Source organism: Stenotrophomonas sp. YJH_SMC_65, from assembly GCF_059369475.1.
The window spans coordinates 22,256-44,955 of record NZ_JCAFSR010000011.1 but is presented as its reverse complement, the minus strand read 5'-3'; the positions used below and the strand labels follow the sequence as shown (position 1 = coordinate 44,955).

The 22,700-nt window shown below is 68.8% G+C and carries 20 protein-coding genes; 11 read left to right on the top strand and 9 right to left on the bottom strand.

All coding sequences use genetic code 11. The features are described from left to right. The first annotated feature begins 4 nt into the window (after nt 1–4). The 8 genes from AC5P7A_RS18190 to AC5P7A_RS18155 all read left to right on the top strand — a co-directional run bounded on the left by AC5P7A_RS18190 (nt 5) and on the right by AC5P7A_RS18155 (nt 8,841). A complete protein-coding gene (locus AC5P7A_RS18190) occupies nt 5–1,261 on the top strand; it encodes a CpaE/TadZ family protein (protein ID WP_041863560.1) in 1,257 nt (418 codons plus the stop codon). Next, nucleotides 1,246–2,595 carry a TadA family conjugal transfer-associated ATPase gene (locus AC5P7A_RS18185; RefSeq protein WP_014647459.1) on the top strand — a complete coding sequence of 450 codons (1,350 nt, stop codon included), beginning with the start codon at nt 1,246–1,248 and terminating at the stop codon, nt 2,593–2,595. Before AC5P7A_RS18190 ends, AC5P7A_RS18185 begins: the two co-directional genes overlap by 16 nt. Nucleotides 2,596–2,597: 2 nt before the next feature. Next, nucleotides 2,598–3,554 carry a type II secretion system F family protein gene (locus AC5P7A_RS18180; protein WP_495220430.1) on the top strand — a complete coding sequence of 319 codons (957 nt, stop codon included), beginning with the start codon at nt 2,598–2,600 and terminating at the stop codon, nt 3,552–3,554. A gap of 28 nt (nt 3,555–3,582) precedes the next feature. Then, the gene (locus tag AC5P7A_RS18175) at nt 3,583–4,518 is read left to right on the top strand and encodes a type II secretion system F family protein (RefSeq protein ID WP_014647461.1); all 936 of its coding nucleotides are present in this window, start codon (nt 3,583–3,585) and stop codon (nt 4,516–4,518) included. Then, nucleotides 4,518–5,408 (top strand): tetratricopeptide repeat protein, encoded by an 891-nt coding sequence (locus tag AC5P7A_RS18170; protein WP_032962555.1) that lies wholly within the window; start codon nt 4,518–4,520, stop codon nt 5,406–5,408. Before AC5P7A_RS18175 ends, AC5P7A_RS18170 begins: the two co-directional genes overlap by 1 nt. Further along, nucleotides 5,405–5,866, top strand: a complete 462-nt coding sequence (locus AC5P7A_RS18165) for a DUF3613 domain-containing protein (protein ID WP_049440896.1) — start codon at nt 5,405–5,407, stop codon at nt 5,864–5,866. The genes AC5P7A_RS18170 and AC5P7A_RS18165 overlap by 4 nt, the downstream gene beginning before the upstream one ends. Nucleotides 5,867–5,874: 8 nt before the next feature. Continuing rightward, on the top strand, nt 5,875–8,025 hold the full coding sequence (locus tag AC5P7A_RS18160; protein WP_495220429.1) for a TadG family pilus assembly protein: 2,151 nt from the start codon (nt 5,875–5,877) through the stop codon (nt 8,023–8,025). Between the two features lie 105 nt (nt 8,026–8,130). Beyond that, a complete protein-coding gene (locus AC5P7A_RS18155) occupies nt 8,131–8,841 on the top strand; it encodes a DUF2968 domain-containing protein (RefSeq protein ID WP_014647465.1) in 711 nt (236 codons plus the stop codon). Nucleotides 8,842–8,916: 75 nt separating this feature from the next. Here AC5P7A_RS18155 and AC5P7A_RS18150 read toward each other — a convergent pair whose 3' ends face one another. Beyond that, complete coding sequence (locus AC5P7A_RS18150) at nt 8,917–9,315, bottom strand: hypothetical protein (protein WP_495220428.1); 399 nt, start codon at nt 9,313–9,315, stop codon at nt 8,917–8,919. A 186-nt stretch (nt 9,316–9,501) separates the two neighbouring features. Between AC5P7A_RS18150 and AC5P7A_RS18145 the strand changes: the two genes are divergently transcribed. Beyond that, nucleotides 9,502–10,326: an alpha/beta fold hydrolase gene (locus AC5P7A_RS18145; protein WP_134809004.1), complete on the top strand. Its 825-nt coding sequence runs from the start codon at nt 9,502–9,504 to the stop codon at nt 10,324–10,326. Between the two features lie 113 nt (nt 10,327–10,439). Here the strand turns inward: AC5P7A_RS18145 and AC5P7A_RS18140 are convergent, their stop codons facing one another. The 7 genes from AC5P7A_RS18140 to AC5P7A_RS18110 form a co-directional block, all read right to left on the bottom strand. Further along, nucleotides 10,440–12,086, bottom strand: a complete 1,647-nt coding sequence (locus AC5P7A_RS18140; protein ID WP_197574546.1) for an MFS transporter — start codon at nt 12,084–12,086, stop codon at nt 10,440–10,442. After that, nucleotides 12,080–13,363, bottom strand: a complete 1,284-nt coding sequence (locus AC5P7A_RS18135) for an alginate export family protein (protein ID WP_481453769.1) — start codon at nt 13,361–13,363, stop codon at nt 12,080–12,082. Before AC5P7A_RS18135 ends, AC5P7A_RS18140 begins: the two co-directional genes overlap by 7 nt. Next, nucleotides 13,342–15,189, bottom strand: a complete 1,848-nt coding sequence (locus AC5P7A_RS18130) for an amidohydrolase (protein WP_180835401.1) — start codon at nt 15,187–15,189, stop codon at nt 13,342–13,344. Before AC5P7A_RS18130 ends, AC5P7A_RS18135 begins: the two co-directional genes overlap by 22 nt. 119 nt (nt 15,190–15,308) lie before the next feature. Next, complete coding sequence (locus AC5P7A_RS18125; RefSeq protein WP_053495060.1) at nt 15,309–15,746, bottom strand: DoxX family protein; 438 nt, start codon at nt 15,744–15,746, stop codon at nt 15,309–15,311. A gap of 2 nt (nt 15,747–15,748) precedes the next feature. Continuing rightward, the gene (locus AC5P7A_RS18120; protein ID WP_014647472.1) at nt 15,749–16,405 is read right to left on the bottom strand and encodes a hydrolase; all 657 of its coding nucleotides are present in this window, start codon (nt 16,403–16,405) and stop codon (nt 15,749–15,751) included. Next, a complete protein-coding gene (locus AC5P7A_RS18115; RefSeq protein WP_495220427.1) occupies nt 16,402–16,818 on the bottom strand; it encodes a helix-turn-helix transcriptional regulator in 417 nt (138 codons plus the stop codon). Before AC5P7A_RS18115 ends, AC5P7A_RS18120 begins: the two co-directional genes overlap by 4 nt. Before the next feature lie 77 nt (nt 16,819–16,895). Further along, on the bottom strand, nt 16,896–17,228 hold the full coding sequence (locus AC5P7A_RS18110) for a hypothetical protein (protein ID WP_046431144.1): 333 nt from the start codon (nt 17,226–17,228) through the stop codon (nt 16,896–16,898). A gap of 96 nt (nt 17,229–17,324) precedes the next feature. On the opposite strand from AC5P7A_RS18110, the gene AC5P7A_RS18105 reads away from it, so the two are divergent. After that, nucleotides 17,325–20,354 (top strand): sensor histidine kinase, encoded by a 3,030-nt coding sequence (locus tag AC5P7A_RS18105; RefSeq protein WP_495220426.1) that lies wholly within the window; start codon nt 17,325–17,327, stop codon nt 20,352–20,354. Next, entirely contained in the window at nt 20,347–21,000 is a 654-nt protein-coding gene (locus AC5P7A_RS18100; protein ID WP_014647476.1) for a response regulator, read from the top strand. The genes AC5P7A_RS18105 and AC5P7A_RS18100 overlap by 8 nt, the downstream gene beginning before the upstream one ends. Nucleotides 21,001–21,434: 434 nt before the next feature. Here AC5P7A_RS18100 and AC5P7A_RS18095 read toward each other — a convergent pair whose 3' ends face one another. Then, nucleotides 21,435–22,625, bottom strand: coding sequence for an MFS transporter (locus tag AC5P7A_RS18095; protein ID WP_014647477.1), 1,191 nt, complete (start codon nt 22,623–22,625; stop codon nt 21,435–21,437). Between the last annotated feature and the right edge of the window lie 75 nt (nt 22,626–22,700).

Below are 22,700 nucleotides of genomic sequence, written 5' to 3'. Positions count from 1 at the left end.
GCCCATGCCCTACGCCACCGCCCAGCCGCTGCATCCGCAAGGACCGCCAATGAACCTGGTCCTGTACGGCATCGACCGCGAACTGCTGCCCCGGCTGGCCGCCAAGCTGCCGCCGAGCACCGCCCTGCATTGGCAGGACAGCAACGCCCCCACCTCCGCCCAGGACCTGCAACGCGGCCCGCAGAGCCTGGTGCTGCTCGACTTCCGGCCCGAGCATGCGGCCGCCTCGAGCGTGCTGGCGCAGCAGCTGCAGCAGACCCAACCGGACCTGCCGCTGGTGGCCGTGGGCGCCACCAGCGCCGGCCAGGTCGAAGGCGTGGTGATCGCGCTGCGCGCCGGCCTGCGCGATGTACTGGACCTGGACAGTGACGACGCAGGCATCGAGGCGGCCTTGCGGCGCGCCCTGTCTCCGCGCCCGGCAGCGGTTGCCCAGCACGCACACAAGGCACGCCTGATCGTGCTGCTGGGTGTGCGCGCCGGCGTCGGCACCAGCACCCTGGCCGCACATCTTTCGGTGCTGGCGCAGCAGACGCGCGCCCTGGCCCAGGGCGAAGCCGTGCAGCAGGACGGCCTGCTGATGGAGCTGGCGCAGCCCTCCGGCGACCTCGCGCTGTACCTCAATCTCGACAGCCGCTTCCACTACGAAGACGCGCTGCGCAATGCCAGCCGCATCGATGCCACCCTCGCCCGCACGGCCATGGCGCGCCATGACTCCGGGCTGGTGCTGCTGGATCGTGCCAGTGGCAGCGATGCCGTTCCGCCCTCGGATCCTGGCGCGCTGCTGCAGCGCCTGCGCGGCGTGTTCGCCAGCGTGCTGTGCGATGCCGGCGGCTGCCCGTTGCGGCAGCTTCCGCCCCTGTTGCTGGACCAGGCCGACGAGATCTGGCTGGTCACCGATGCCTCGATCGCCACGCTGGTTTCTCTGGACCAGGCCCTGAAGCACCTGGCGGGCCAGCGTGAGCGCGAGAAGCGCCTGCAACTGGTGATCAACCGCCACGATGACAGCAGCGGCATGAGCCCGGAACAGATCGCACGCCGCTTCGAAGTACCGCTGCTGGCGACGCTGCCCGAACGACCGCGCGTGCGCCTGGCCGCCAGCCAGGGACACCTGCTGCTGCAGGATGCCCCGCGCGACCCCTATCTGCGTGCCCTCGCCCCGCTCGTGTCGCGCCTGGATCCGGCCGCCTGCCCGGTCCAGCCGCATGGCCTGCGGGAAAGACTCTCCCTTGCCCTGGGTGGATCGCAATGGAAGACAAGGTAACCCCGTTCCCGCATGCCGTTGCCCGCCCGGTACTGCCCGAATCTGCCCCGGGCCACCTGCCGTTCGCGCAGACCGAGCAGTACCAGAAGGTGCTGTCGGCCGCGCATGAGCATCTGCTCAACAGCATCGAGGACGAGCGCATCGACATCGATTCCTGGGCCCCGGACACCATCGCCCGCTGGGTGCAGGTGCAGACCGTGGGCTTCATCCAGGAATGGCGCATCCCGATCAACGAAGAAGAGATGCAGGTGGTCGCCGAGGGACTGGTCAAGGAGCTGACCGGTTTCGGCCCGCTGGACGACCTGCTCCACGACCCCTCCATCGAAGACATCCTGATCAACGGCTTCAAGGACGTGCACGTTTCGCAGGGCGGACAGCTCAAGCGCGCCACCCAGCGCTTCACCGATGATACCCACCTGCTGCGCATCCTGCGCCGCATCCTCGCCCCGCTCGGCCGCCGGCTGGATGATTCCAATCCGATGGTCGACGCGCGCCTGCCCAACGGTGGCCGCCTCAACGCGATCATCTCGCCGCTGGCGGTGGACGGACCGATGGTGTCCATCCGCAAGTTCCGCAAGGACCCGTTCACCCCCGACGAACTGCTCGCCAAGGGCACCTTCGACGCACCGATGCAGGCACTGCTGAAGGCGATGGTGCTGGGGCGCTGCAACATCCTGGTCTCCGGCGGCACCAGCTCGGGCAAGACCTCGCTGCTCAATGCCCTGGCCAGCTACGTGCCGGCCGATGAGCGCGTCATCACCGTGGAGGACACCGCCGAGCTTTCGCTGAACCATCCGCACGTGGTGCGCCTGGAGAGCCGCATCGGCGGCGCCGAGGGCCAGGGCGCGGTCAGCATCCGCGACCTGGTGCGCAACAGCCTGCGCATGCGCCCGGACCGCATCGTGGTCGGCGAAGTGCGCGGCGCTGAAGTGCTGGAAATGCTGCAGGCGATGAACACCGGCCACGACGGATCGATGGCCACCATCCACGCCAACACGCCGCGCGACTGCCTGTACCGCATCGAGATGCTGGCCGGGTTTGCCGGCTTCCAGGGCAGCGAAGACAGCCTGCGCCGGCAGATCGCCAGCGCCATTGATTTCATCGTGCAGATCTCGCGACTGGGCAGCGGGCGCCGGGTGCTGGTCTCGATCACCGAGATCACCGGGGTCAGCGACAACCTGATCACCACCCAGGAGATGTTCCGCCACGAGGTGCAGATCGATGGCACCGGCCGCGAGACCGACCGCTGGATCGGCCTGGGCTTCCATCCGCATTCGCACAAGCTGGAGCCGTTCCGCCAGCAGCTGCGCGAATCACTCTACGGGGACTTCTGAACATGGGCACCGGCCTGCTGCTGGGCGTGTTGAGCATCATCTCGGTGCTGCTGGCGCTGGCCGTCTGGCTCTGGGGTACCGCCAGCAGCCGTGAACAGCGCCAGGCCTCGCTGCAGCACACCGAGCAGCAGCTGGCACGCGGCAGCACGGCCGGTGCGGTGCCGGCCGGGCCTGCCGTTGCGGCGGCGAACGATTCGGCCCGCCCCGCCAGCAGTGGGAGCCGCGCATTACCCTGGGATGGCGTCCTGCAGCGCGCCGGCCTGCAGCCGGGCTGGAAGCTGCCACTGATGCTGCTGGTACCGGGACTGGTGCTTGCGGTCGTGGCGGCGGTGCGGCTGGGCACGGCCTGGATGTTTCCGCTGACCCTTCTGCTGCACCTGCTGGGCTGCTCGCTGTGGGTGATGCGCCGGATCACGAGACTGCGCGCGCAGCTGCTGCACCAGATGCCGGACTTCCTCGACAACCTGGTCCGCCTCACCGCGCTGGGCAACAGCCTGCAGGCCGCGTTCCAGGTGTCTTCGATGCAGACCAGCGCGCCACTGCGCGGCCTGCTGGACACCACGGTGCGCTATGCGCGCAGCGGCATGGAGCTGGATCGTGCATTGAGCCTGGCCGCACAGCCGTACCGCATGGACGTGCTGAAGGTGCTGGCGGTGGTGATCGGGGTGAGCGTGCGCATCGGCGGGCGCGCCGACCAGATCCTGCAGCGCATGGGTGATTTCATGCGCGACCTGGAGCAGGCCCAGCAGGAGTTGGCCGCCACCACGTCGGAAACCCGCATGTCGGCCTGGGTATTGGGGCTGCTGCCACCGGCCAGTGCGGTGCTGATGGCGATCTCCAGCCCGGCGTTCTTCCAGCCGGTGCTGCATGACCCGCTCGGCCACAGGATCCTGCTGATCGCACTGGGCCTGGAACTGCTCGGGGCGTTGCTGCTGTACCGCCTGGCCAAATCGCTATGACCGCCCGCAGCTACCCGGGAGGTGCCCGATGAGCGCCAGCGCCTGGTTCGCCCTTTCGCTGCTGGTGCTGGCAGCGGGCGTCGCCCTGCTCGGCATTGCCGGCTGGGTGCGCAGCCATCGCGAGCACCGCACCTCGGCCGCGCTGAAGACCGCCCTGCAGCCGCGCGAGGAAGCCCGCGACACCGAGGCCACGCGCCGCGACTCGCTGGGCTGGCTCGAGCGCTTCGGGCGCTCGCTCAGTGGTGGCCGCCTGGAGGCCGCGCTGCTGGCCAACGAGGACAGGCTGCTGCTGGACCTGGCCGGCTGGAACACGCGCCGCGGCACCGCCATCTATCTCGGCCTGCGCCTGTTGCTTGCGCTGCTGGTGCTGGCGCTGGCGCTGGCGTTCAGCAGCGCGCACGGTCTGGCCAGGGTGATGGTGGTGATCGGTGCGCTGGCGGCCGGGCTGCTGCTGCCCAAGTTCGTGCTGTCGTCGTGGGTCAAGCGCCGCCGCCGCGCGGTCGAGAACGAACTGCCCTTGCTGATCGACCTGCTGCGCCTGCTGCAGGGCGTGGGCTTCAGCATGGACCAGAGCCTGCAGACGCTGGGCGACAAGCTGCGCGATGCGTTGCCGGTACTGGGCGGCGAACTGCAGGAAGCCAACGTGGCCTACACCCACGGCCGCACCCGCGCGCAGTCACTGCGGCGCTTGAGCGAGGTCTACGCCGATGACGACCTGGCCAGCCTGATGCAGCTGATCCTGCAGGTGCATGCGCACGGCGGCGCCGTGCAGGAACCGCTGCGCCAGTTCAGCATCCGCCTGCGCGAGCAGCGCCGCAACACGTTGAAGGAAAAGGTCGGCAAGCTCTCGGTGAAGATGACCGTGGTGATGATGCTGACCCTGTTGCCGGCACTGATGCTGGTGCTTGCCGGTCCAGCGCTGGTCGCGCTGGCCACCACCATGTCCAAGATGGGATCGCCCTGATGCCTGCCCTGCGCACCCCCTGCCTGCTGCTTGCCGTCGCCCTCGCCACCCTGGCCAGTGGCTGCGCATCGACCACGCCGAAGTACGTGCGGGCGCCCAGCCTTGCGCCGCCGGAGCCCGATCCGCAGGACAGCCGCAACACCTATCTGGAGCTGATCGAGCGCATGCAGCAGCAGGGCGCCTGGTATGCCTCGCTCGCCCACGTGGAGGCCTTCCGCCAACGCTATGGTGATCGCCCCGCCCTGCGCCTGCTGCAGGCCGACGCCCTGCGCGAGACTGGCCAGAGCGACGCAGCGGTCGCGCTGTATCGCGAGCTGTCCAGCGGGCCGCAGGCCGCCGCGGCCGCCCACGGCCTGGGCCTGATCGCTGCACGCCGCGATGACGACGCCGGCAGCGAACAGGCGCTGGCGCGCGCCACGCAACTGCAGCCCTTGAACACCGACTACCTGGGCGACCTGGGTTATGCGCGGCTGCGCGCCGGCCAGTTCGACCAGGCGCGCGAGCCGCTGGCCAAGGCCCTGGAACTGTCGCCAGGCAACGCCAAGGCCACGGCCAACCTCGCACTGTGGGCGCTCCTGCGCGGCGACCAGGCCACCGCGGAGCGCCTGGCGGCACAGGCCAACCTCAACGACGAAACGCGCCGCAGCATCCAGCAGCAGGCCCAGCAGATCCGCACGCGCCTGCAGCAGCGGCAGGCGGCGGCCGCCGTCAACGCCCCTGCGCCTGCGTCCGCGGCCAGCAGCGAACACGGCGCCCGTGCGTCGGGCAGCACCCGGCTGGCAGCCGAACCACGCCGCGAAGCACGTGACGAGCGCGATCCGCAGCGCCTGCCACCGTCGATGCTGGAACGCTTCAGCACCACCGAACACCCGACCGGAAGCACACCATGACTGCGATGCGCCTGACCCGACGCCTGTTGCCCGTGCTGTCCTGCCTGCTTGCTGCCGGTGCCGTGCAGGCCCAGCAACAGCCATTGACCGGACAGATGCTAGGTGGCCCCTTGCCGTCGGCACCGGCCGCAGCACCGATGCAGGCCGAGCCGCTTCCCACCGTGGAGCTGGCCGCACCCGCCGCATCCGCGGCGGTGGCAGCGGTGCCACCGGCACTCCCCGCAACCGACGGTGCCCCGCCGGCAACACCGCGTGCGCGCCTGCAGAGCGGCGAAGCCACCCGCAACCTGTTCCGCCTGCAGGCGTCGGGACAGCAGGCCGGCCAGCGCCTGCCGATCCTGGGTGACCAGGCCACCCTGAGTTATGCGCGTTACCTGAAGAGCTTTGAACACGAGATCCCGGACTTCTTTGAGACCGATGTTGCCCGGTCCAAGGATGCCTCCTCCTCCGGACGCTGAGGTAGGCCATGAAACGCCCACGCCAGTTCAGTTTCGGCCGCGCACGCGGCGGCATGTCGGTCACCATGATGCTGGTCATGCTGGCCTTGCTGGCGATGCTGGGCCTGATCGAGATCGGCTATCTGTTCTGGGCCAAGCGCGATGCGCAGAAGGTTGCCGATCTGGCCGCACTGGCCGGCGCGCAGCGACTGGAGTTGTGCAGCGCGGACAACAGCGACAACAGCGCCGCCCGGCAAAGCGCACTGGCCCAGAACAGGTTCGCAGGCACCTTGCAGGTCCGCTGCGGCAACTGGAGTGCCGGCCGCGGTACCAGCAACCGTTTCGTCACCAGCGTTGATGCCAGCAACCCGCGCAATGCGGTGCAGGTGATCGCCGAGCGCAGCGTGCTGCCCTTCTTCGGCCAGAACCCCAGCCTGCCGACCGTCAGCGTGCAGGCGGTCGCCCGCCGCTCGGAGCCCACGGCGGTGTTCGCGGTGGGCTCGCAGCTGCTGCGTACCAATGGCGATTCCGTACTGCTGTCGACCCTGCGCCTGGTCGGCCTGGATGTCAGCAATGCCACGGTGCTGTCCTATGACGGTCTGGCGCAGGCCAACGTCACCCCATCCGGCCTGCTGAAGGCACTCAACATCCCGGTGAGCGCCAACCTCAGCGTGGCCGATTTCAACCGCCTGCTGTCGGTCAACAAGATCTCGCTGGCGCAACTGGTCGATGCCACCGCCACCGTGGTCGGCCGTGACTCGACGGTGGGCGTGCAGCTGCGCGCCCTGTCCGACCTGGTCGCCACCCAGCTGGACATCAACAAGCTCAACATCGTGCTCGGCAGCCAGGCCGGCGGCGGCGGGCTGTTCGCGGAAGTTGTCTCACCCGACGGCACCGTCGGCAGCGCACTGGAATCGAAGATCAACGTGCTCAACCTGATCAGCACCGCCATCTCCATCGCCAACGATGGCAACGGCGTGACGATCAAGGGGCTGGACCTGCTGGGCATCAACATCCAGGGCGGCGTGGTCGAGCCGCCGTCGATCGCCATCGGCGGCGTCGGCACCCGCGCCTACAATGCGCAGGTGCGGCTGATGGTGGACGTGGACAGCAACAACCTGTTCGCGCTTGGGCCGCTGCTGAACCTGCTCGGCACGCGCCTGCACCTGCCGCTGCACGTCGACGTGGCCAACGGCATGGGTACCCTGACCGGCATCCAGTGCGGCGGCAGTCCCCCCAAGGCCACCATCCAGGTCGATTCATCGGTGCTGCGTGCCTGCGTCGGCAACGTCGACCCCGCACAGCGATTCTCCAAGGCCAATGTCTGCGACGCCACGCTGCAGAACGAACAGCTGTTGAAGCTGCTGGGCCAGCCGCTGATCAACGACAGGATCACCCTGCCCGCCCTCACCGGCTCACAGAACCTGACCCTGGCTGCGGGCGAGACCGGCTCGACCCGGATCAATCCGCTCGCGATCGGTGACGCAGTGTCGAGCCTGGTCAACGAGCTGCTGCGGGTGCTGTCGGGCATGCTCAGCTCGCCCAAGCAGGGCATGAGTGCCAACGACACGGCCAAGGCGCTGGCCGATCGTTACCTGCAGGCGGCCTTTCCCACTGGCGGACGCTACAACGTCGACCAGGTCATCCCGCTGCTGCGCGATGGCGATCCGGCACGCAACCTCGCCCCGCTGGGCAACTGGACGGTGAAGAATGGCGTCCCCAAGCCCTGCCTGCTGGGCCTGACCACCTGCTGGGAAGACGGTTCGGTGTGGACCGGTTACAGGACGACCGTCACCGGCCAGGGCCTGGGCCTGCTCGATGGCCTGCTCGGCTCGCTGGTCGGCGGCCTGCTGATCAACCGCTGCGACAGCCTGCTCGGCAACCTGATCGACTACAACGGCTGCGTACGCAACAACCTGGCGTCGTACATCCAGACCGCGCCGGCGGGTTTCCTCGATGGCGCCGGTGGCAGCGGCGTCGCCAACCCGGACGGAAGCGTCAGCTGCAGCGGCCTGCTGTGCACCGTGCTGAAGCCGATCCTGGCCGCACTGCGACCGGTGCTCAACAGTGTCGGCACTCTGCTGACCAACCTGCTGGCCAGCGTGCTGGGCCTGGAACTGGGCCGGACCGACGTCAACGTGCAGTCGATCCAGTGCAGCGCGGCACAGCTGGTCTATTGAAATCGCGCCGTGACCGCCGCCCTTGGCGGCGCCCGCGCCCATGCTAGACTCCCGGCGGGGAACCACCTTCATCTCAACCCACACTCATCCGTGGATGGTCTAGACATGCGAGAAACTTCAGGGGGCGCGGTCTTCGCCCGGCACGCGCGCAACGCAGCAGTGCTGGCCGTGGCGATGATGCTGGTGGCACCGGCGGCGATGGCCGCGCGTGGCGACCGCGAGGCTGCAGCCGAACCGGCGCGCAGCGCGCCGGTGGTGCGCAATACCGTGGACGAGCTCAAGCAGTTGATGGATTCGCGCCAGCTGACCGAGCTGCGCACCACCTACAACGGCAACTACGGCGCCAGCCTGCTGTTCAACGCCAATACCCTGACCTACTACGTCGCCCTGTTCCAGGAGAAGAACTTCTGGCGGGTGATCAAGACCGATGCGGTGGACAACGCCGAACGTGTCTACCGCACCTTCGCGCAGCAGTCCGAGCAGCTGGCCCAGGTCTACATCGACACCACGCGCCTGGAAGCCGGCAAGCGCTACACCGAGCGCCTGGTGGCCTACAACGAAGAACGCCTGCGCACCCTGCAGCAGGAAATGGAACAGCAGCAGGCACAGTCGGCGCAGGTCAGCGCCGCCCTGCAGCAGGCCCAGCAGCAGGCAGTCAGCCTCAGCACCGATGTGCAGAGCACCAACAGCCAGCTGGACGCCCTGCAGCGCCGCATCCAGATCCTGCAGGCCGAACAGGGCAACCCGGAGTTGAGCCTGCCCAAGCCGGACAGCGTGCCCTCGCCGGCACCGGCCGCCACCAGCGACGGCCGCTGAGAGCTGCACTCACGGCATTGCACACGACGGCGCCCCAGGGCGCCGTTGTTGTTTTCGGCGCTTCAGTGCACCACTTCACTGGCAGGCGTCGTAGACCGCGTCATCCAGCTGCCGGCGCTGCACGAAATCCAACCGCCGACGTTTGAGCAGCGCCTGTCCGCGCTGGCGGCGCACACGCTCGCAGGCCGCCGCATCCGTATTGATCGTGATCAATGCGCCCTGCGCCCGGACGGCACGACGCGGGCGACGCGACGGCTTCGATGGCGTGACTGCGGGAACCACCGCCCCACGGGACAATGACTGCTCCGCCGGGACATCCCAGCGCCACGCCGCCCGGCCCTGGCAGGGTGTCTGCTGGTAGACCGGATGCGGTCCATCCACGCATTTGTAGACATTGGTCTGAGCCGGCGCGGCCATCGGCAACAGCAGGCACAACAGCAGGCACAACAGCAGGGACCATCGCGTGGCGGGCATCCGGGCATTCCACAGGCGGGCTGCGGACATCCTCGGCGCGCGACTCGGGTCCCGCCAGAGCGATATGCGTCACATCCTCTGCAATCCAGCACAGCGGTGCAAGTCCGTCGCCGGCACCTGCGCTGTACTGCCGAAGGCACCGGCAGCCTGCCGGTGCCTTCCCTCCCTTCCGCCAAGGAACCTGCAATGAGCAACTTCGTCACCGTCGCCGACGGCGCCCGCATCTTCTACAAGGATTGGGGCAACGGCCAGCCGATCGTGTTCGCCCACGGCTGGCCGCTGTCGTCCGATGCCTGGGACCCGCAGATGCTGTTCATGGGCCAGAACGGTTACCGCGTGATCGCCCACGACCGCCGCAGCCACGGCCGTTCCAGCCAGACCTGGGACGGCAACAACATGGACACCTACGCCGACGATCTGGCTGCAGTGATCGAGGCGCTGGACCTGAAGGACGCGATCCTGGTCGGCCATTCCACCGGCGGCGGCGAAGTGGCCCACTACATCGGCCGCCACGGCAGCACGCGCGTGGCCAAGGTGGTGCTGGTCGGCGCCGTGCCGCCGCTGATGCTCAAGACCGCTGACAACCCGGCCGGCACCCCGCTGGAGGTCTTCGACGGCATCCGCAAGGGCACCGGCGGCGACCGTTCGCAGTTCTTCAAGGACCTGACCACCCCGTTCTTCGGCGCCAACCGCGATGGCAACACGGTCACCCAGGGCATGCGTGATGCGTTCTGGCTGCAGGGCATGCTCGGTGGCGTCAAGGGCCAGTACGACTGCGTGCACGAATTCTCGGAAGTGGATTACACCGAAGACCTGAAGAAGATCGACGTGCCGGCACTGGTCGTGCACGGTGATGACGACCAGATCGTCCCGTTCGATGCCTCGGCCAAGCTCTCCTCGCAGATCATCAAGAATGCCGAACTGAAGGTATACGCCGGTGCCCCGCACGGCCTGACCATCACCCACGCCGAGCAGTTCAACGCCGACCTGTTGGCGTTCGCGCGCAGTTGATGCGCCGCGGCGGCACTGTAACGGTGCCGCCGCCCCTTCGATCGCAAAAAGGGGACGGAGGGGATTAAGTCGTTTGTGCACAAACGACTTAATCCCCTCCGTCCCCTTTTTTTTCAGATGTCGGTGTGGTGATGCGGCACAGCGGCAGGCAGCGGGTCATGCCCACCCACGAAGTGGCGCACCACCGGCGCACGCTCACCGCGATGCAATCCGCGCAGCACTTCCTGGATCGCCCTGTCGTCGGCGGTGATGCGTTCGTGCTGGCGCAGGTGCTCCAGCCACGACGGGGTCACGAAATACTCCAGGTGGATGCCCGGGGTGGCCACATCCTCGACCACGCCCCAGACCACGGCGCCATCGCGGCGGCGGATGGTGCCCAGTGCGCGCATCTGCGCCTGGAACGCGGCGCGATCAGCATCGTCAATGCGGTACTCGATGGTCACCAGCACCGGGCCTCGATCATTGGATACCGGTACCGACAGTTCGGGGGCTGGCCAGTGCCCCGCCGGACGCAGGTTCAGGTCTTCGGTGCCGGCGATGCGCACGCGCCACACCAGCAACCCGCCGATGACCGCACCCGCGGCAGCCACCAGCAGGGCCAGCTCCGGCGAGGTGCGCTGAGCCAGTGCGCCCCAGCTCAGGCCGCCGGCGGCCATGCCGGCAGAGAACACCATGATGTACAGCGCCAGCGCACGCGCACGCACCCACGCCGGCACTGCGGTCTGCGCCGCGATCTGCAGCGACGACAGCACGGTGATCCAGGCAAAGCCATTGACCAGCATCACCAGCGGCAGCACGTACCAGCTTCGGGTCAGCGCCAGCCCGACCAGGCTCATGGCCAGCGACAGGGTCGCCAGCAGCACCAGCAGGTCGCGATCCAGCTGAACGCGCAGCTTCGGCAGCAGCAGCGCACCCCCCACCGCACCGATGCCGATGCAGCCGAGCAGCATGCCGTACTGGCCCGCCCCGCCCTGCATCTGCCCACGCACCACCACCGGCAGCAACGCATTCATCGCTGCGGCGAAGAAGAAGAAGCCGACCGACTTGATCAGCACCGCCTGCAACCGCCCGGCGCGGCTGGCATAGCGCAGGCCCGCTTTCAGGCCCGCACCGAAGCCTTCCGGCGGCAGGCTGGACTGCTTCGGGTCGCGCTTCCAGCCCCACACCACGAACAGCATCGCGGCGAAGGTGATGGCGTTGAAGCCGAAGGCCCAGACCGCACCGAGCTGGGCGACGATCACGCCGCCGATGGCCGGGCCGATCGAGCGCGCGATGTTGATGCCGATCGAGTTCAGCGCCACCGCCGAGGCCAGCATCGGCTGCGGCACCAGTTCGGACACGATAGCGGCCTGCGCCGGCATCGCCATCGCCGCACCGCAGCCCATGCAGAAGGTCAGCAGCACCAGCAGCTGCGGGGTCAGCATGTCCATCGCGGTCAGCGCCGCCATCACGGCGGCGACCAGCAGCATCCAGCCCTGGGTGGCCAGCAGGTACCTGCGGCGATCAACGATGTCGGCCAGGGTTCCGGCGGCCAGTGCCAGCAGCACGATCGGCACGGTGGTGGCCGACTGCACCAGGGCCACCATCAACGGCGAGCCGGTACGTTCGGCCATCACCCAGGCGGCGGCCACGTCGTTGACCCAGGTGCCGATGTTGCTGGCCAGGATCGCCAGCCAGATCGAGCGGAACATCTGGATCTTCAGTGGGGACCAGGCGCCTGCGGCCTGGGCGGGGGGTTGCGACGCGGTTGCGTTCACCATTGCCATGCTCCAACGATCGAGGCGAACAGCGTGTCCCGGCCGCCGGCCTGCTTCAGTGCAGGCCCGGCATCGACCCAGGCCAGCTGCAGCTGCCATTGCCAGTGTTCGCTGGCCTGCCAGCGGGTTTCGGATTTGTACTGCGTGCCGATGCGGCGCGCGCCGCCGGCGCTGCCCGGCAACGCCACCAGCGGTGCCGGCGTGGTGTAGACCGCATCGGCGCGACGATGCTTCCAGGCCATCTGTACGCCCAGTTCCGTGGTCAGCGCGTCGTGCAGGCGCAGTGTCAGGGTCGGCTGGACGTCCATCAGGTTGGCCGGGGCCAGCAGGCTGGCCTCGCTGAAATAGGCCGACTTCGGGAACAAGGCATTGAAGGTGCCCAGGCGGCCGTCGTGCAGATTGCCATCGCCACTGGCGATGTCGGCCTTCAGCCCCAGACGCGGCTGCAGCGGCAGGTCCGTCCAGCGCCACCCCGTATCGGTGGCCAGCGTCCAGGCGTGGATAGCGAGCGTGCCGGCGGTCGTTCGCAGTTCACCGCCCTGCGCCACCAGCTCGCTGTTCCAGTCCAGTGCACCAGCCTGGCCGAACCAGCGCGCGCCCAGGGTCTGCCGACGTTCGGTGCCGCTGCCGGCGGCAAAGCGCGCGCCGTCGCGACGGTAGTCCAGCAGGTACAGATCCCATTGGCCTGGGCCACGACCACGCGCGGTAGTCGCATACGCGCCCCACAAGTGGGCACCGCGTTCGCCGCGGTCATCGAAGGCGCCGGGTCGGTTCTCCAGCGGTCGCAGCGCCATCAGGTCCAGCGTGCCGAGGCGGCCTTTCCAGCCTGCACGGGCACCATCGAATGCCAGCCGGATGTTCGGCCCATCGCGCACCGACAACAGCCGCGAGCTGCCATAGCCGGCTTCCTGCCGGCCGAGTTGCAGATGGAAGCCACCGCGCTGCCAGCGCCAGTACGCCTGCTGCACGTCCAGCGCGCTGCGGTCGGTGCGGCCGGGTCCACCTGCCTTGCCATTCTCGGCATGCACGCCCAGCTGCACCCGTGCCTGCCAGTTGTCCTCGACATACGTGGCCGACGCCAGTGCACGCAGCAGACCGTAGCCGTCTTCACTGCCGCCGATACCGAACCGGGCCGGGTCGTAGTACATCCCCCTGAAGCGCAGCGAGGCGTCCCATTGCAGTTGCCCGGCGCCCATGTCGGTGCAGCGGCCGGTGTCACAGGCCAGCGCCATCCATGGCATGGCCAGCAGCGCCAGGCTCAGAAGGCGAAGCACGAGCATCCCATCGCGCCCCAGAACGCGGTCAGGTCATCGGTGGGTGCCGCATGCCGGGCCGCATGCCCGTGCGCGCCGTGGGTGCTGCAGGCGACACCGTGATGGTGGCGATGGGCGGCGGCCAATCCGGTGGCAGCACCGCCGACGTGGTAGCCACCGAAGCGGTTGACCGGCGACCAGTCCGGCATCGCCGGCGGCAGCTGCGGCGCCAGGCCGGCGTAGTCGCCGTCGGCGTGCACGATGCGGCCGCCGACCACGGTCAGCAGGCTGGTGATGTCGGCGATCTGCGCGTCATCAACGCGGAAGAAGTCGGCCGAGAGCAGGATGAAATCAGCCAGCTGGCCAGCTTTCAGCGTGCCCTTCACCGCTTCGTCGCCGGAGAACCAGGCGCTGCCCTGGGTCCACAGGCGCAGCGCCTGTTCGCGCTCGAGCAGGTTCTCATCGCCATACAGGGCCAGCCCGCCCACGGTGCGCCCGGTCACCAGCCAGGACAACGCCACCCACGGGTTGTAGCTGGCCACGCGGGTGGCATCGGTACCGGCACCGACCGGCACGCCTTCGGCCAGCATGCGCTTGACCGGCGGCGTGTGCCGCGCCGCCTGCACACCATAGCGCTCGACGAAGGCTTCGCCCTGGTAGGCCATGCGGTGCTGCACGGCGATGCCGCCGCCCAGCGCGCGGATGCGTTCGATGTTGCGCGGGGTGATGGTCTCGGCGTGGTCGATGAACCAGTGCAGGCCATCGAACGGCACCTCGCGGTTGACCTGTTCGTACACATCGAGGATGCGGGTGATGCTCTCGTCATAGGTGGCGTGGATGCGGAACGGCCAACGCTTCTCGACCAGCAGTTTCACCACATCGTGCAGTTCCGGTTCCAGCTCAGGCGGCAGTTCCGGGCGCGGCTCGTTGAACAGCTCGAAGTCGGCCGCGGAGAACACCAGCATTTCGCCAGCGCCGTTGTGGCGCAGCAGGTCATCGCCCTGGCGCGGCTGCAGTATCTCGCTCCAGCCGCGGAAGTCGTCCACTTCCTTGCCCTTGTTCTGGGTGAACAGGTTGTAGGCGATGCGCACCGTCAGCTGGTCATCGCGATGCAGCTGCTCGATGACCTGGTAGTCCTCGGGGTAGTTCTGGAAACCACCGCCAGCGTCGATCACCGAGGTGATGCCGAGCCGGTTCAGTTCGCGCATGAAGTGGCGCGTCGAGTTCGCCTGGTACTCGATCGGCAGGCGTGGCCCCTTGGCCAGCGTCGCATACAGGATCAGCGCGTTGGGCTTGGCCAGCAGCAGCCCGGTCGGGTTGCCCAGCGAGTCACGCACGATCTGCCCGCCCGGTGGATCCGGCGTGTCCTTGCTGTAGCCGCAGGCGCGCAGCGCGGCGCGGTTGAGCAGCGCGCGGTCATACAGGTGCAGCAGGAACACCGGCGTATCCGGCGCAATGTCGTTGAGCTCCTGCAGCGTCGGCAGGCGCTTCTCGTTGAACTGTGCGGCGGTGAAGCCACCGACCACTCGCACCCACTGCGGTGCCGGGGTGCGGTCGACCTGGGCCTTCAACATGTCCAGCGCGTCGCCCAGCGAGCGCAAACCGTCCCAGCGCAGCTCCAGGTTGTAGTTCAGGCCACCGCGGATCAGATGGGTATGGCTGTCGTTTAGGCCGGGCAGCAGGCGCCGGCCCTGCGCGTCGATCAGGGTCGCTTCATTGCCCCAGCCGCGCATGATCTCCTCATCGCTGCCGACAGCGACGATGCGGCCCTCCTGAACGGCCAGCGCCTGCGCGTGCGGCTGCTGCGGGTCGAGTGTGGTGATGCGGGCATTGCGGATGACCAGCGTGCTCATGCGACGCTCCTTGGAAGTGGAATCGAGTGCGGCAGCGGCGCGACCGGCCAGGCCGAGCGCAACCGCGGCACCGCTGGCCAGCACCACGTTGCGGCGGCCGTGGTCGAAGGGATCGTGACTCATGCGAAAGCTCCCGGAAGTCGTGGACCGTCCAGCGCCCAGGCCCCCGGCCCGGCCAGGGCGATGGCCAGCAGCACCGTGGCCCACATCAGCGGGTACTCACTGCCGCCGCGCATCCAGAACCAGCCCCTGGGCAAGGCCAACAGGACGGTGAAGCCGATGAAGGCAGCGGCGGCAAGCGCGGCGATGCGGGTCTGCCAGCCCAGCAGCACGGCCAGCCCGGACAGCACCTGCAGCAGGGACAACAGCAGCGGCAACGGCGCCACTGCCGGCAGCCCGAAACCGCGCAGCTCGGTGGCGAAGCCGGCCAGCCCCGGTCCGCCGAACCAGCCAAACAGCTTGCCCAGCGCGTGCGGCAGCAGGAAGCCGCCTGCCGCCACCCGCAGCATCAGCAGGGCCAGGTCGAGGCCGTGGCCGTGGCCGTGGCCGGCCAGCATGCTCAGTGCCCGCCTTCCTGCGCGCCGAACATGCGCTTGGCGTACTGGATGCCGATGCCATAGCCGCCGGCGTGGTCGCGGGCGATGCCGGTGGTCAGGTCGTAGGTTTCACCGCGTGCCCAGTCACGCTGCAGTTCAAGCAGGTACTGCACGCTGGTCATCGGCACCGCGCCGGCCTGCACCATGCGGGTGATCGCACGCTCGTGCGCTTCTTCGCTGACATCGCCACAGGCGTCGGTGATCACGTGGACCTCGAAGCCCTGCGCCAGCGCCGACAGCGCCGGACCCACGATGCAGACACTGGTCCACAGGCCGGCAAGAACCAGCCGGCGCTTGCCGATGCGGTTGATCTCATCGATTACCGGCTGGTCTTCCCAGGTATTCATCGAAGTGCGGTCGAACACCGGCTGGCCCGGGAAGATCTGCGGCAGTTCCGGGAACATCGGGCCGGAGAATGACGTCTCGGCCACCGTGGTCAACACGACCGGCACGTTGAACCCCTTGGCCCCCTTGCTGATCAGCGACACGTTGTTGCGCAGCGCGGAGATGTCGATCGTGTGGGTAGCAAATGCCATCTGCGACTGGAAGTCGATCAGCACCAGGGCATGGTCGGTGGGCGACAGCAGGGCCGGGGCGGGCGTGGCGGTGGCAAGGCTCATGGGTGGACTCCGTGGGAAACGTGATCAGGGGGAAGCAGCAGGGCCGCATCGCCGGCCCGATACTGGCCGGGGCTGCAGCCGGTCTCGGCGCGGAAGCTGCGGACGAAATGGCTCTGGTCGAAGAAGCCCAGCTTCTGGGCCAGGCACGCCATCGGCAGCTGCGCGCTGGGCAGCAGTTGGCAGGCACGCTGGATGCGGCGGCGGCGCACGTAGCGCAGCGGGCTGGCACCGGTGCCGCTACGGAACAGGCGCACCAGGTGGAAGCGGCTGACACAGGCAGCCTGCGCCAGCTCTGTCACCCGCAGCGGCTGCGACAGGTGCTCATCGACATAGCGCAGGGCGCGCTGCAGTGCGGCGGCCTGCTGCGGGGCAAGCGGGGTGGCGGACGGATCGGACGGACTGACGGTGGCCATGCGGGGCGCCGCGAGGGGGTGGCCCATGGTGCGTGGCCGGCGCACGATGCCCTACCCCCGTCGGTCGAGGCCGGCACCTACCCGAATGGGGGAGGCCGACGGCCGAGCAGGCGGCGCCCGAACAAGCGCGCATCCACCGAGTAGGCGCCCGGCCCCAGCATCAGCAGCGCCGCAGGCAACGCCACCAGCGGCCAGGGTGCCTGCTGCGCGAACATGGTCGCGGCTGCCATCAGGGTCGCCAGCGGCGTCAACACGCCCAGCACGAGCATGGCCGCCGCCAGCCCGCACAGCACCGCCCCCCAACCAGCATGCGTGCCAGGCGCGCACAGCGCGGCGGCCAGGCACAGCCGCAGCCACAGCAGGCCGATGCCCGGACCGCGATCAGGGAACATCACGAACAGGCGCTGCATGGCCGGGCTCCAGGGGTCATGCCGGCGTGATAGCCGACCACGGCGGCCACTGCCTACCCCGTTCGGGTCACCCCGGACTGCCCCGCACCTGCCAGAATGCGCGCCATGCGTGGCCGCCCCTTCCCGTTGCAACGTCACCTGCGGACGCTGCTGACCTGCCTGCTGCTGTTGACCGCCCTGCCCGCCCTTGCCGTGCAGCGCCCGCCGGTGAGCGGCGGGTTGCCCGATTACGAGCACACGGCCTGGCGCGTCGGCCAGGGCGCCCCCGGTGACATCTGGGACATCACCCAGGACCGCGATGGCCTGTTGTGGCTGGCCACCGGCTCAGGGCTGTACCGCTTCGACGGTCGTCGCTTTGAACGCCAGGCCGCTCCCGCGGGCAGCCATTTCCCGTCCACCAACATGGTCACCCTTGCGCGGGGCCGCGACGATGCACTGTGGATCGGCTACTTCCAGGCCGGCATCAGTCAGTTTGCGCGCGGCCAGCTGCACAACTACGGCCGCGACCAGGGCGTGCCGGTGGGTGTGGTGCCACACTTCAGCCAGGACCGTGACGGCCGGCTGTGGGCCGCGATCAATGGTGGACTACGCCAGTTCACTGGCCAACGCTGGCAGCCGCTGCCCGCTGGCATGGGGGTGCCGGAACATCGCGTGCAATGGCTGCTGCACGACAGCCGCGGCACCTTCTGGGTACTGGCCGACCTGAAGATCTGGGTGCGCGCGGCCGGCCAGGCGGCCTTCAAGGACACCGGCATCGCCGTTTCGCAGATGGCGACGCTGGCCGAAAGTCCGCAGGGGGAAGTGTGGCTGGCCGACCGCGTGCGCGGTACGTCGCCGCTGGCCAACGCACGAGGCCTGCTGCCGGACAGCGAGCGCGAGGCACGGCGGTTGCCGGAGCTGGTGGCGGCGCGCCTGCAGTTCACTGCCGATGGCGCGCTGTGGGCAACGATGAGCCCGCATGGCGGTGTCGCCCGGGTCACCTTCGATGGCGACCGCGCCATACGCATGGAGCGCTTCGATTCGCCGCACGGGCTGACCGCCACCTCGGCCGTGCCGATCATCGTTGATCGCGAAGGCAATCTCTGGGTCGGCACCAATCTCGGCCTCAACCGCTTCCGCGCGCGCAGCGTGCACACGCTGGCGGTTGGTCCCAGTGATCCCTACCGCTCGCTGGTGCGGGCCAGCGATGGCCATGTGTATGGCTATGGCGAAGACCTCAAGCCCTACGACCTCGAGCGCACCCTGCTCGATGGCAGCGCCACGCAGCTGCAGGCCGCCGCGCGCCAGGCAGCTGCCCCGATCTGGCAGTTCGACTGGGTCAACCTTGCGCGCACCGTGGCCGGCCGCACCACGCGGATTCCGCTGCCTGCGCCGTTCACCGGGCAACCACTGCATGCCCTGCTGTTCCCCGACGACGAACAGGCCTGGGTCTGCACCGGCGAACGGGGGGTGCTGCACTACCAGCAGGGCCAGTGGCAACGCGAACGCCGCCTGCCCGAACAGGCCTGCTCGTCACTGGCGCTGGATGCCAACGGCCAGCTGCTGCTCGGCTATGCAGACGGCCGGCTGCGCCGCATGGGGGCGACGCAGATCGAAACCTTCGACGCCAGCCACGGCCTGTCGGTCGGGCCGATCACGGCGGTACTCGATCATCAGGACCTCCTGCTGGTAGCCGGCGAGGTCGGATTGGCCGTGCGCCCGGGCAATGGCCGGTTCGTTCAGGTGAGCACCGACATGGCCGGCGTCATGGAAGGCATCACCGGCATGGTGGCCGATGCGAATGGCTACCTCTGGCTCAATGGCAGTCGTGGCCTGGTCCGGCTCGGGAGCGATCAGCTGCGGCGCGCACTGCGCAGCCGGCAGCCGGTGACGCCCCGCCTGTTCGATGCGGTGGATGGCATGCCGGGCATCGCCCTGCAGAGCGGACCGATCGCCACCACTGCACTGGCCAACGATGGCCTGTTGTGGCTGGCCACCAACCAGGGCCTGGCCTGGCTGGACACCACCCGCTCGCACGTCAACACCATGGCGCCCAGCGTGCGCATCGGCGAAGTGCTGTACGGCAGTGAACACCAGCCACTGCGCGATGGCCTGCGCCTTCCGGCCGGCACCAGCCAATTGCAGATCGATTACGTGGCGCTGTCGTTGGCGCGCCCGGAGCGCAACCGCTACCGCTATCGCCTGTCCGGGGTCGACGACGGCTGGCAGGATGCCGGCAGCAGCACGCGCGCGTATTACACCAACCTCGCACCGGGCAATTACCGGTTCGAGGTGGAAGCCGCCAACGAAGACGGCATCTGGAGCACTGCACCCGCCAGCCGCACCTTCCGCATCGCCCCTACCTTCATGCAGACCCTGTGGTTCAAGCTGCTGTGCGCCGCCGCGGTGCTTGCGCTGCTGGTCCTGGCGGTGCGCATCCGCAGCGGGCAGCTGGCTGCACTGTTCCGTGCGCGCCTGCAGGAACGCCATGGCGAACGCGAACGCATTGCCCGCGACCTGCACGACACGCTGCTGCAGGGCAGCCAGGGCCTGATCCTGCGGCTGCACGCGATCAGCCAGTCGCCGCAGACCCCGGACAGGGTGCGCGGCCAGCTGGAATCGGCGATGCAGCTGGCCGAACGCAACCTGGCCGAGGGCCGGGAGCGGGTCAACGCACTGCGCGACGGTCCTTTCGCGGGCCGCGACCTCGCTTCGGCGCTGGCCGATGTTCACGCCGAATACGCCGGGCACGGCACCAATCCGCTGCGCCTGACTGTGGAAGGCGCAACACCACCGCTGCAGGCCGATGCCGCCGAGGAGGTGTTCCTGATCGGCCGCGAGGCCATCCGCAATGCACTGCGCCACGCCAATGCCAGCGCCATCGAGGTAGAGCTGTCCTACGGCGCGCGGTGCTTCCTGCTGCACGTGCGCGACGATGGCGTCGGCATCGCCGACGAAAATGCCGGGCATGGCCATTGGGGCCTGCAGGGCATGCGTGAGCGCGCGCAGCGCCTCGGCGCGGAGCTGCGGCTGTGGACCCGCCCCGGGCTGGGCACTGAAGTCGCGCTGGCGGTTCCCGCCCGTCGCCTGTATCACCGCCGCCCATCGCGTTGGCGCTGGCCCTGGAGTAGAAGCCACCATGACTGAGTCCCCTGCCCCGATCGGCGTGCTGGTGGTCGACGACCACCCGCTGCTGCGTGACGGCCTGGCCGCGCTGCTGGGCGCCCATTCCGACCTGCGCCTGCTCGGCGAGGCCGCCGATGGCGAGGAAGCCATCGAGCGCTATCAGCAGCTGCAGCCGGACGTGGTGCTGATGGACCTGCAGATGCCACGCCTGGATGGTGTGGAAGCCATCGTGCGGATCCGCGCGATGGACCCGCGTGCGCGCATCATCGTGCTGACCACCTATCGCGGTGACGTGCGTGCGGTACGGGCGCTGCAGGCCGGCGCCAGTGCGTACCTGTTGAAGGACATGCTGCGCCACGAGCTGGTCGATACGATCCGCATGGTCGCTGGCGGCCGGCGCGCACCGATACCACCGGCAGTCGCTGCGAGCATTGCCGCACATGTGGTGGAGGACCGGTTGTCGCCGCGCGAGACCGAGGTGCTGCGGCATGTGGCCGGTGGCCTGTCGAACAAGCGCATCGGCGAGCGCATGCAGATTTCCGAGCAGACGGTGAAGGCGCACATGAAGAGCCTGATGGACAAGCTGGGCGTGGGCGATCGCACGCATGCGGTGACCCAGGCGCTGCGGCGCGGCATCATCAGCCTGGACGACAGCGGTCACGATTAGGGGGTTGTTCGGCAGGGCTTGCAGCCCTGCACCCGCTACGGGCTGGAGCAACAGCAACAGCAACAGCATGGATTCCGTGGGATGGCGGGGCGGTGTCGGACTGCGGGGACGCTGCAAGTACGTCCCTGCAAGCTTGGCAGCCGCATCCATGCGGCTGACACCCCGCACTCCGACACCGCCCCACCTCTGACGGATTCCGATGGCGTTTGGTAGGTGTCGACCTTGGTCGACACTTCTGTCAGATATCGAAATCAATCAGGGGTCAGATCCGTTTTCCTTCGGAAAACGGATCTGACCCCAAGAGCCGTTCCAACAGACCGCAGGAACCTGTCGAAGGCTACTGAAAATCCGCTGTTTGCGCTGTTTGCGCTGTTGCCGGCCAGCGGCCGGCACTACCGCAGGTGCAGGGCTGCAAGCCCTGCCGAACACCCCCCCTACTTCAAACGCAGCAGCAGACTGCCGCCCGCGCACATCACCGCCAGCCAGGCCACGCCGTGCCACCCCCACTGCGCCAGCGCCAGGCTGCCCAGCGCACCGCCAGCGGCCATGCCGATGAACATGCCGGTGAACAGCAGCGCGTTGAGCCGGCTGCGTGCCGGCGGCACCAGGCCATAGACCAGCGTCTGGTGCGCCACCAGCGCCGACTGGAAACCGAAGTCGAACAGCAGCGCACTCACCACCAGCAGCGGCAGCAGCGCGGCGGCCGGCAGCCAGGCTTCGGCCAGCAGCAGGCCGAAGCCCAGCAGCGCCACCGCGATCGCCAACCGCGCCACGGCATGGCAACCCAGGCGATCAGCGAAACGTCCTGCGAACGGTGCGGCCAGCGCACCGGCCGCACCCGCAATACCGAACGCACCCGCCGCCGCACTGCCCAGGCCCAGGCGGGCATGCAGCATCAGCGCCAACGTCGACCAGAATGCGCTGAAGCCGACCGCCAGCAACGACTGGCTCGCCACCGCGCGGCGCAGCTGCGGCTGCTCGCGCCACAACGCCAGCAACGAGCCCAGCAACGCCGGATAGCGCAGCGTGCTGGTCGGTGCGAAACGCGGCAGCGCACGCGCCATCACTGCGCCCATCGCCGCCACCGATACCGCGGCCAGCACGAACTGCGTGCGCCAACCCCATGCCTCGGCCACCACGCCACTGACCACGCGCGACAGCAGGATGCCGAGCAGCAGGCCGGTCATTACCCGGCCGACGATCTGGCCGCGCTGTGCATCCGGCGCCAGCACCGCAGCGGCCGGCACGATGTCCTGCGCCAGCGTGGCCATCAGCCCGACCAGCAGGCTGGCCATCAGCAGGCCCGGCAGGTGCCCGGCCATCGCTGCGGCGCCCAGTGCCAACGCCAGCAGCGCGGACTTCAACAGGATCAGGTGGCGGCGGTCGAAGCGGTCGCCCAACGGTGCCAGCAGCAGGATGCCCAGCGCGTAGCCGAGCTGGGTCAGGGTCGGCACCAGCCCGGCGGCGCGCTCACCTGCGCCAAGGTCCTGCGCGATCAGGCCCAGCATCGGCTGGCTGTAGTACAGCGAGGCGACCGAAAAGCCGGCGCCGGCCGCCATCGCCAGCACCAGCGGGGTGGAAGGCGCGTTCGCGGGTGCGACGACGGACAGCGAAGGGGTAGACATGGGGGAGTCCGGTGGAGGAAGTGGGCGTATCCTGCCCGTATTCGCCATGCGTCTGTAGTAGGCTCCTGCACATAT

Coding starts and splice junctions, on each gene's coding strand:
- AC5P7A_RS18190 (WP_041863560.1), top strand. CDS start 5: ATGCCCTACGCCACCGCCCAGCCGCTGCATCCGCAAGGACCGCCAATG.
- AC5P7A_RS18185 (WP_014647459.1), top strand. CDS start 1,246: ATGGAAGACAAGGTAACCCCGTTCCCGCATGCCGTTGCCCGCCCGGTA.
- AC5P7A_RS18180 (WP_495220430.1), top strand. CDS start 2,598: ATGGGCACCGGCCTGCTGCTGGGCGTGTTGAGCATCATCTCGGTGCTG.
- AC5P7A_RS18175 (WP_014647461.1), top strand. CDS start 3,583: ATGAGCGCCAGCGCCTGGTTCGCCCTTTCGCTGCTGGTGCTGGCAGCG.
- AC5P7A_RS18170 (WP_032962555.1), top strand. CDS start 4,518: ATGCCTGCCCTGCGCACCCCCTGCCTGCTGCTTGCCGTCGCCCTCGCC.
- AC5P7A_RS18165 (WP_049440896.1), top strand. CDS start 5,405: ATGACTGCGATGCGCCTGACCCGACGCCTGTTGCCCGTGCTGTCCTGC.
- AC5P7A_RS18160 (WP_495220429.1), top strand. CDS start 5,875: ATGAAACGCCCACGCCAGTTCAGTTTCGGCCGCGCACGCGGCGGCATG.
- AC5P7A_RS18155 (WP_014647465.1), top strand. CDS start 8,131: ATGCGAGAAACTTCAGGGGGCGCGGTCTTCGCCCGGCACGCGCGCAAC.
- AC5P7A_RS18150 (WP_495220428.1), bottom strand. CDS start 9,315: ATGCCCGCCACGCGATGGTCCCTGCTGTTGTGCCTGCTGTTGTGCCTG.
- AC5P7A_RS18145 (WP_134809004.1), top strand. CDS start 9,502: ATGAGCAACTTCGTCACCGTCGCCGACGGCGCCCGCATCTTCTACAAG.
- AC5P7A_RS18140 (WP_197574546.1), bottom strand. CDS start 12,086: ATGGTGAACGCAACCGCGTCGCAACCCCCCGCCCAGGCCGCAGGCGCC.
- AC5P7A_RS18135 (WP_481453769.1), bottom strand. CDS start 13,363: ATGCTCGTGCTTCGCCTTCTGAGCCTGGCGCTGCTGGCCATGCCATGG.
- AC5P7A_RS18130 (WP_180835401.1), bottom strand. CDS start 15,189: ATGAGCACGCTGGTCATCCGCAATGCCCGCATCACCACACTCGACCCG.
- AC5P7A_RS18125 (WP_053495060.1), bottom strand. CDS start 15,746: ATGCTGGCCGGCCACGGCCACGGCCACGGCCTCGACCTGGCCCTGCTG.
- AC5P7A_RS18120 (WP_014647472.1), bottom strand. CDS start 16,405: ATGAGCCTTGCCACCGCCACGCCCGCCCCGGCCCTGCTGTCGCCCACC.
- AC5P7A_RS18115 (WP_495220427.1), bottom strand. CDS start 16,818: ATGGCCACCGTCAGTCCGTCCGATCCGTCCGCCACCCCGCTTGCCCCG.
- AC5P7A_RS18110 (WP_046431144.1), bottom strand. CDS start 17,228: ATGCAGCGCCTGTTCGTGATGTTCCCTGATCGCGGTCCGGGCATCGGC.
- AC5P7A_RS18105 (WP_495220426.1), top strand. CDS start 17,325: ATGCGCGCCATGCGTGGCCGCCCCTTCCCGTTGCAACGTCACCTGCGG.
- AC5P7A_RS18100 (WP_014647476.1), top strand. CDS start 20,347: ATGACTGAGTCCCCTGCCCCGATCGGCGTGCTGGTGGTCGACGACCAC.
- AC5P7A_RS18095 (WP_014647477.1), bottom strand. CDS start 22,625: ATGTCTACCCCTTCGCTGTCCGTCGTCGCACCCGCGAACGCGCCTTCC.